We start from the raw sequence: 7590 nt of genomic DNA, 5'->3' as shown, positions 1-7590 counted from the left end.
ACCCGATTTCGTCGAATTCGTGCGCGTGTGCAATACGCTGCACCTGAAGGAACATACGACCTTCGTCCATTTCGCGAAGAGTCTCGACATCGTGAACCACGGGATCACGACGTTCGAAAGCCGCTACGCGGTGTACGAGTTCATGGCCGCCTACGGCGATGCGGTGGTGTCGCACACGTGGGAAAACGCGCAGAACTACCTGTACTACGAACTGCTGTACGGCGACTATCCGCTGATCCACAACTCGCCGTTCCTCGGCAAGGCCGGTTATTTCTATCCGGACTTCGATTGCCAGGCCGGCGGCCGCGCGCTGCTGCAGGCGTTCGCCGAACACGACGCGAACCTCGACGCGTACCGCGAGCAATCGAAGCACGTGCTCGACTCGGTCAGCATCTACAACCCCGACAACGTCGCCGCGTATTCCGACGCGATCGCGTCGCTCTATCGCGACGCATGACGCGCCGCCTGCTCCGGACTCCGACATGAACGCACATCCGCCCCTCTCCCGCGCCAAATGGCTGGTCGGCTGCGCCCTCGCGTCGATCGCGATCGGCGCGCACGCGCAATCCGGCGGCGAATCGGCCGACGCGCTGCTGCGCGACGCCGACACGGTCTTCAAACAGCTCGACGCCGGCCAGTACGGCGCGGTGTGGGCCGATTCCGCCGCGTTCGTGAAGGCGCGCATCAAGCAGGACCAGTTCGCGGCCGACATGCAGCGTGCGCGCCAGTCGGTCGGCATGGTGCGCCATCGCGGCTGGGCGCAGATCACGCGGGTCCGCTACACGAACTCGGCAGCGATGCCCGACGGGCTTTACGCGAACCTCGACTACGCGACGACGCTCACGACCGGCACGACCGTGTTCGAGAAGCTGAGCTTCCGCCTCGAAGACGACGGCCTCTGGCACCTGACCGGCTACGTGCCGCGTCAGGCGCAGAACTACACGCCGTAAGCCGCGCACCGTCCGCCCGGAGCCGCCGATGAAAATCAATGTCGCGATTACGATGAACGTGCAGCGCGACGCCACGCAGTCGATCTGGTACAACGGCGCGAACCAGCATTGCGTGTACCTGTACATGCTGCTGAAACGCTCGCCGCTGGTCGGTGAAGTGTGGCTCGCGCACGACGACGGCATCACCGACTACCCGCAGGCGCTGATGATGGACGCGTTCGGCGACGCGCTGCGGCCGCTGTCGGCGATCGTCCACCAGACCGACCTGCTGATCGAGATGAACGCGTTCATCGACCCGTCGCACACGGACGCCGTGCGCCAGCGCGGCGGCAAGTGCGTGTCGTACCGCTTCGGCAATGACTACGTGATCGCGGTCGAGACGATCAACTTCGAGAAGAACAGCTGGCGGCCGAACCCGAACCGCGTGCAGTTCGACGAGATCTGGACCAACCCGCAGCACATGCACACGTGCGCGGCCTACTTCCGGGCCGTCTATCGCGCGCCGGTGATCGAGCTGCCGCACATCTGGTCGCCTTACTTCATCGAACGCAGCCTCGACGCCGATCCCGAACTGAAGGCGCGCTTCGGCTACCGCAACCACGGTCCGGCCAAGCGCATCGCGTTCTTCGAACCGAACCTGAATGTCGTGAAGAGTTCGATCGTGCCGATGCTGGCCGCGAACGCGTGCTACGTCGAGCATCCCGAGCTCATCGAACACGTATACATGACCAATACGTTCGACAAGAAGGAAAACGTCGCCTTCAAGCATCTCGCGCTCGGGCTCGAAATGGTGCGCGACGGCAAGGCGACGGCCGACGTGCGTGCACCGTTCGTCGCATGGGCCGCGCATCACACCGACATCGTCGTGTCGCACCACTGGGAAAACGGCCTGAACTACCTGCTGTACGACGCGCTGTACGGCAACTACCCGCTCGTGCACAACTCGCCGTTCCTGCGCGACGTCGGCTATTACTACCCGGACTTCGAGATCTTCGACGCGGCGCGCGCGATCGCGACCGCCGCGCAGACGCACGACGCGCGGCTCGACGATTACGCGGCAGCGGCCCGCCGCTGCCTGCAGCAGGTCGACACACTCGCCGACCACAACGTCCGCGCGTATTCCGAGCAGATCCAGCGCCTGTTCGCCGGGCGCGCGCTCGGCTGACCGCGGCCGCCCGCCTTCCGTTCATGAAGCACACCGTCCGCCACTTCGTCGTGATCGATTCGATCCACGGCCCGTTCGTCATCAACCGGCACAACGCGCGGCAGGCCGAAACGCTGATCAAGTCCGGCCGGCCGCACAACCAGGACGAGCTCGACACGATCATGCAGGTGATCGACCAGTTGCCCGACGGTGCGCTCGCGGTGGACGGCGGCGCGAATGCGGGGCTCGTCTGCGTGCCGATCGCGCAACGCTTGCGCGACCGCGGCGGCCGTGTCCATGCGTTCGAGCCGCGGCGCACGCTGTTCCACGCGCTCGGCGGCACCGTCGCGCTCAACCAGCTCGACAACCTTCATCTGCTGAACATGGGGCTCGCGAGCCGCAACGGCACGATGACGCTGCCCGACATCGACGACGGGCAGCCCGCCGACGATACGCCGGCCCCGACCGTCAGGCTCGATTCACTCGGCCTGCCGCGCCTCGATTTCCTGAAGCTCGACATCGACGGGATGGAGATCGACGCGCTGCACGGCGCGCGCCAGTTGATCGAAACGCATCTGCCGTGGTGCTGGATCGCCTACCGGAACGCGGATGACGCACGCGTCATCGATACGTTCGCCGGCCTCGATTACACGTTCTACCGGTTCGACGGACCGAACCTGCTGTGCGTGCCGAACCCGCGCTGGGACCGGCAGCGCCTGTTCATCTCGGGCGAGCCCGTCGGCGGTGCCTCCGCGCGCGTGCATGACGACGCGAATGCCGCCGTGGCAGCCGAGACCGACGCGCCCGAAACGAACTGGAACCGCGCGCTCGAACACGAGGCGCGCTGCGAATGGGGCCACGCGATCGACCGCTGGCTACGCGCGCGCGGCCAAGGCCTCGACGACGATGCGATCGCGTTCCAGCTTGCATCGTGCTACGGCTTCGCCGGCGCGCCCGACGCCGGGCTCGCGGCACTCGAACGCATCGGCGATCCGGCCGCACTGCCCGACGCGCTGCGCGGGCGTGTCGAACTTTCGCGCTCGGCGCTGCTGCTGCGCGCCGGCCGGCGCGACGAAGCCGCGCGCGCGACCATCGCCAGCGAGAACGTGCTGACGGCCGCGCAATTCGGGCTGCCGCTGGAACGGCTCTACGACGGCCAGCCGCTGCACGGCAAGCGGCTGCTCGTGATCAGCTACGGCGGTGTCGGCGACCAGCTCCAGTACGCGCGCTACCTGCATGCGCTCGACGCGCTCGGCTGCGCGGCCGTGACGGTCATCGTCCCCGCCGCGCTGGCCGACCTGATGCGCCACACGTTCCCGCACATCGAATTCGTCGGCGCCCACGGCGCGTGGGCCGACACGTCGCAGCTCGCCCACGACTACTGGTGTTCGTTCCTGGTGCTGGCCGCGCAGTTCGGCTATGCGCCGGCACCGGCCGGCGCGCCGGCCGCGTACCTGTCGTGCCCGCCCGAGCGGGCGGCCGCCTGGCGCGAACGCGTCGCGCGCGACGGCAGCGCACCGGGCACACGCCGCATCGGCCTCAACTGGCGCGGCCGCGACGAAAGCGATGCGCGCTTCCTGCGCGCGGCCAGCCTGCGCGACCTCGCGCCGCTCGCGCGGCTGCACGGCCATGCCGCGTACTGCATCAATCGCGACATCGCCGCGCAGTCCGAGCCGTCGGATCTGCCGGTCACGTTCCCGCATCATGCGATCGGCGATTTCAGCGATCTGGCCGCGCTGATGCTCGCGATGGACGCCGTGGTCACCACCTGCACCGCGCACATCCACCTGGCCGGCGCGCTGGGCGTGCCGGCGGTCCTGCTGCTGAGCCCGAAAGCCGATGCGCGCTGGGAAACCGGCTCGCGTACCGCGCTATACCCGGGCATCCGGATCGTGCGCGCCGCGCAGCCGGGCCGGTGGGACGACGCGGTCGACCGCGCGCTGGCGCTCGTGCTGGGTGGCTTCGGGAAGGACTGACGGTTACCTCGCCGGGCGACGCCAGGCGTTTATCCCCGTGACCGGGGCATGATGAGGACGTGATGCACGAACCGGCGTCACGCCGGCACGCGCTGGCCTCGCCGCTCGGCAAACGCGCGGCCATGCCGCCGGCCGATGCGCGCAAGCCTCGCGAAACAGCGTACCGCCTCAGGGCTGATATCGCCGGCCTGCTGCGCAAGGCTGCCCGATACACCGCACGCGATCGCCGAATCGTCGCCGCAAGCGCCCGCGAACACACCGGCGAAATAGTGCCGCGCCGCACGCTCGCGGCCGTCCACGTCGAGCGGTTTCATCCGGCGAATGTGTTGCGAGACGTTCTTCAAGCCGTCGAGATACGGCGCAACGTCGATCGGCGCATCGGCCGATTCGGCGCCGAGCTGCGCCAGCATGTCGGCCAGTTCGGCGATCGCGACGAGCTCGCGCGCATCGGCCGCCTGCGTGCCCGTTCCGTGCCCGGCCTTCTTCGTCGCCGCCATGCCTACGCCCCTTTCCGATCCTTCGTTGCCCGATGCCGGCGCCCAGCGCCCGCGCCGCGGCGTCATGCGGCGGCCGGTGACCGCCATGTAAAGCGGATGCCCTGCGCCCACGAGACGCCGGAATCCAGGATGATCTGCCGGTCGATCTCGCTCTCCACGCCTTCGACGACGACGTGCCGTGCGCTTTCATGCGCGAACGCGATCAGCCGGCGAAACTGGTAGCGCCCGATCGCGTTGCGCTTGATCAGCGACAGGACCGACCTGTCGAGCTTCACGATATCGGGGTTGCCGACCACCAGGTTGTTCAGCGCGCTGAAGCCGACGCCGAAGTCGTCGATCGCGACGCGGCACCCGGCCTGGCGGAACCGATTCACGAACGACCGGCCCGCGACGGGGTTCAGCGGCCCCGTCTCGGTAATTTCGACGACCAGCCGCGCCGCGACCGACGGCTCGCGCTCGAGCCGCCTGAAAATGGCCAGCCACGCATCGTCCACGACCGCGCTCACCGCCGCGACGTTGCAGCCGTACACGGCCTTCGGATCGGCGCGCAACTCGTCGATCATCCGGCTCACCACGAGCCGGTCGAACCAGCGCATCAGCCCGAGCGATTCGAGGCGCGGCAGGAACGCGAGCGGCGGCAACACATCGCGTGCGCCCCAGCGCAGCCGCGCGAGGCATTCGTGATACAGCACGCCGCCCGACAGGTCGGCGCGGCAGACCGGCTCGCGCGCGAACCCGAGCCGGCTTTCGACGAAACTGCGTACCGACGCAAGGTCGGGGTGATCGTCAGGCGCGCCGAATACGAGATCGATCTCGTCCCGACTCGCTACGCTATTCGCCTCCAGGCGAGGTTCGACCGCATTCATCCGGCGCTCCGGCAAGTGTCGGGCCGCCGATGACGGCCCGCGCTCTCGATACATGGGGCGCGAGCCGACCACGACACGCACCACCGCCTACCCGGCCCATCCTCTTTTTTCGATCTTTTCCGGAAGCGTACTTTTCATTTCGGCGCGCCGTCAAATTCGATATTGTCAATGATATTCAAATATGGGAAATACACCACAAGCGCACGTCGGCAACAGTGCGACAGATTACACAAAAACGTCGACGAAACCCCAATTGATACTGATTATTTCCCCGCCCGAACATCCCCCGGCAAATCGTTTTACCGCAAGGTTCGCTTCAATTATCGGATGTTTGGCGTTTTGTCTGATAAATATCCGCCGATGAAATATTGCCCGGACCCGACGCCCGGATTCGCCGCAACCATCTGCGAATCACGCCACCATTGGGTTGCGGCAGCGCATTCGGTCTCCGCAGAATTCAATTCGGCCGTTTCAAACGATATTGACGATATTCGAATGATAATGCGGCAAGACATAAACGATAATATCGAGACGATTTATATGACGACTATCGATTGAAAGATATTTAACAATCTCGATGACTAGTTAACCTATAAAATGATTTTTGACGGACTTCCCTCGGAGCCGTCAGATTCGTGCCTTCAAAAACCGTCGAATCTCCCCGGTTCGGCGGTTTCTTTTTTAATGGCACCATTTCTTCAGACATTAACCCGGGACAACCCGGTTGACTGCGGTCGGCGTGATCGAGCCGACCGCCTCGATCGCGCGAATCGCGATCGAATGCGGCCGCAGGCGGCGACGCGTGCCGCGTCGTGCAACCTTATGCGGCCGTCGCGCCGATCAGGTTCGCGAGCAGCGTGTCGTATTCGGCGACGAGCGCGGGGTTCGCCGACGTAAAGCGGCCGAGGATCTCGCGCTGGCGCCGCGTGTACCCTTGCCAGTCGTCGTCGTGCGTGTGCAGCACGTGCAGCAGCGCCTCCGCACCCTTCTGCACGTCGTTGCCAGGGTAGTAGTAGCCGAGGTCCGGCACGAGGTTCGCGTTGTGCACCAGCGGATAACCCTGCCAGCACACGTCGAAATAGAAGTAGTTGAGCGGGTTCGACCATTGATGCGACACGACGATATCAGTCATGTCGGCCAGGAACAACGGCGTGTCGAAACGCCCGACGAAGCTTGCCTTGCCCGCTCGCACGATGTCCAGGTAGTTCATCAGCGTCACGAATTCGGGGCTGTTGTGCGCGAGGCGATCGGCGTTCGTCACGTGCGTGAAGCAGATCGCATCGGGGTCGCGGCGATACACCTCGTCGATGATCAACATCGGATACATGCAGAACTTCACGACGTTGTGGTTCGGCTCCATCACCGTCAGCCGCTTGGCCGGTTCGCTGCGGGGCCGGTACTCGCCACGCTCCGGCAGCGATTGCGCACGCGCCTCCAGACTCATCGGGTCCCACACGAACGGCACGACGCGCCCCGGGCAACGGCGCAGCGACTGCAGGAACGGCAGCGACGACTCCGCGATCTGCGGAATGGCCCACAATTCGTCGTAGCCGCGGTTGATGAACAGCGAATCCCACATGCGGCGGCCGAACAGTATCGATTCCATCGAGGTGATGTACTCGAAGCCGCAGCAGTAGCTGACGATCTTCGCGCCGCGCGCCTTCAGGTAGGCCGTCTGCTCGCCGTCGATCTGACCGCCCAGCTCGATCACCACGTCGAGCGCATCCTTCATCTCGGCGAACGCGCGCGTGTCGTAGACGTGGCGATCCCACGGCAGCGCATCGGTCAGCGCGACATCGGTCGTGTTGACCAGCGTCACTCGATAGCCATGCGGCGACGCCATCAACAACTTCGCCAGAAACAACGCGTTCTGCTTGATGCCGTTGATCCACAGGCTTTCGTCGGGGGCGCGCAAACCGATCGTGATACCGATGCGCAGGCCGTTCAGGGCAGGAGACTTCATCTCGGCGGCGGGATGGGTGATTGAATGGATGCAGTGTAGCGCACGGCAAGCGGCCGCGCGAACGATCCGCCAGTCTAGCGGAGCGCCGGCCGCCAGACTGTCATGCATGGTCATACGCGGTGCGGACGACCAGGGCAATCGCATGAAGGGTCGTTAACAATCAAGGAGTTACGCACGGGGTTGTAAACCGAGGT

The 7590-nt window shown here is 65.5% G+C and carries 8 protein-coding genes; 5 read left to right on the top strand and 3 right to left on the bottom strand.

Translation table 11 applies throughout. The features are described 5' to 3' along the window. The 4 genes from U5771_RS34380 to U5771_RS34365 all read left to right on the top strand — a co-directional run. The coding region (locus tag U5771_RS34380; protein WP_322028066.1) for a DUF2827 family protein at window positions 1–457 on the top strand (457 nt) is incomplete at its 5' end. A 25-nt stretch (window positions 458–482) separates the two neighbouring features. Then, a complete protein-coding gene (locus U5771_RS34375) occupies window positions 483–950 on the top strand; it encodes a DUF4019 domain-containing protein (protein WP_322028065.1) in 468 nt (155 codons plus the stop codon). Between the two features lie 28 nt (window positions 951–978). Further along, window positions 979–2115, top strand: a complete 1137-nt coding sequence (locus tag U5771_RS34370; RefSeq protein ID WP_322028064.1) for a DUF2827 family protein — start codon at window positions 979–981, stop codon at window positions 2113–2115. A gap of 23 nt (window positions 2116–2138) precedes the next feature. Continuing rightward, the gene (locus U5771_RS34365; RefSeq protein ID WP_322028063.1) at window positions 2139–4070 is read left to right on the top strand and encodes an FkbM family methyltransferase; all 1932 of its coding nucleotides are present in this window, start codon (window positions 2139–2141) and stop codon (window positions 4068–4070) included. A gap of 77 nt (window positions 4071–4147) precedes the next feature. Here U5771_RS34365 and U5771_RS34360 read toward each other — a convergent pair whose 3' ends face one another. After that, complete coding sequence (locus U5771_RS34360) at window positions 4148–4567, bottom strand: hypothetical protein (RefSeq protein ID WP_322028062.1); 420 nt, start codon at window positions 4565–4567, stop codon at window positions 4148–4150. 62 nt (window positions 4568–4629) lie between these two features. Continuing rightward, the gene (locus tag U5771_RS34355) at window positions 4630–5433 is read right to left on the bottom strand and encodes an EAL domain-containing protein (RefSeq protein ID WP_322028061.1); all 804 of its coding nucleotides are present in this window, start codon (window positions 5431–5433) and stop codon (window positions 4630–4632) included. 168 nt (window positions 5434–5601) lie between these two features. Here U5771_RS34355 and U5771_RS34350 point away from each other — a divergent pair, with 168 nt between their 5' ends. Then, complete coding sequence (locus U5771_RS34350) at window positions 5602–5991, top strand: hypothetical protein (RefSeq protein WP_322028060.1); 390 nt, start codon at window positions 5602–5604, stop codon at window positions 5989–5991. 262 nt (window positions 5992–6253) lie between these two features. Here the strand turns inward: U5771_RS34350 and U5771_RS34345 are convergent, their stop codons facing one another. Then, window positions 6254–7396: a DUF2827 domain-containing protein gene (locus U5771_RS34345; RefSeq protein ID WP_322028059.1), complete on the bottom strand. Its 1143-nt coding sequence runs from the start codon at window positions 7394–7396 to the stop codon at window positions 6254–6256. Between the last annotated feature and the right edge of the window lie 194 nt (window positions 7397–7590).

Origin of the sequence: Burkholderia sp. BCC1977 (assembly GCF_905339595.1) — a bacterium.
Classification (GTDB): Bacteria; Pseudomonadota; Gammaproteobacteria; order Burkholderiales; family Burkholderiaceae; genus Burkholderia.
This window is presented reverse-complemented; position numbering and strand designations above follow the sequence as displayed.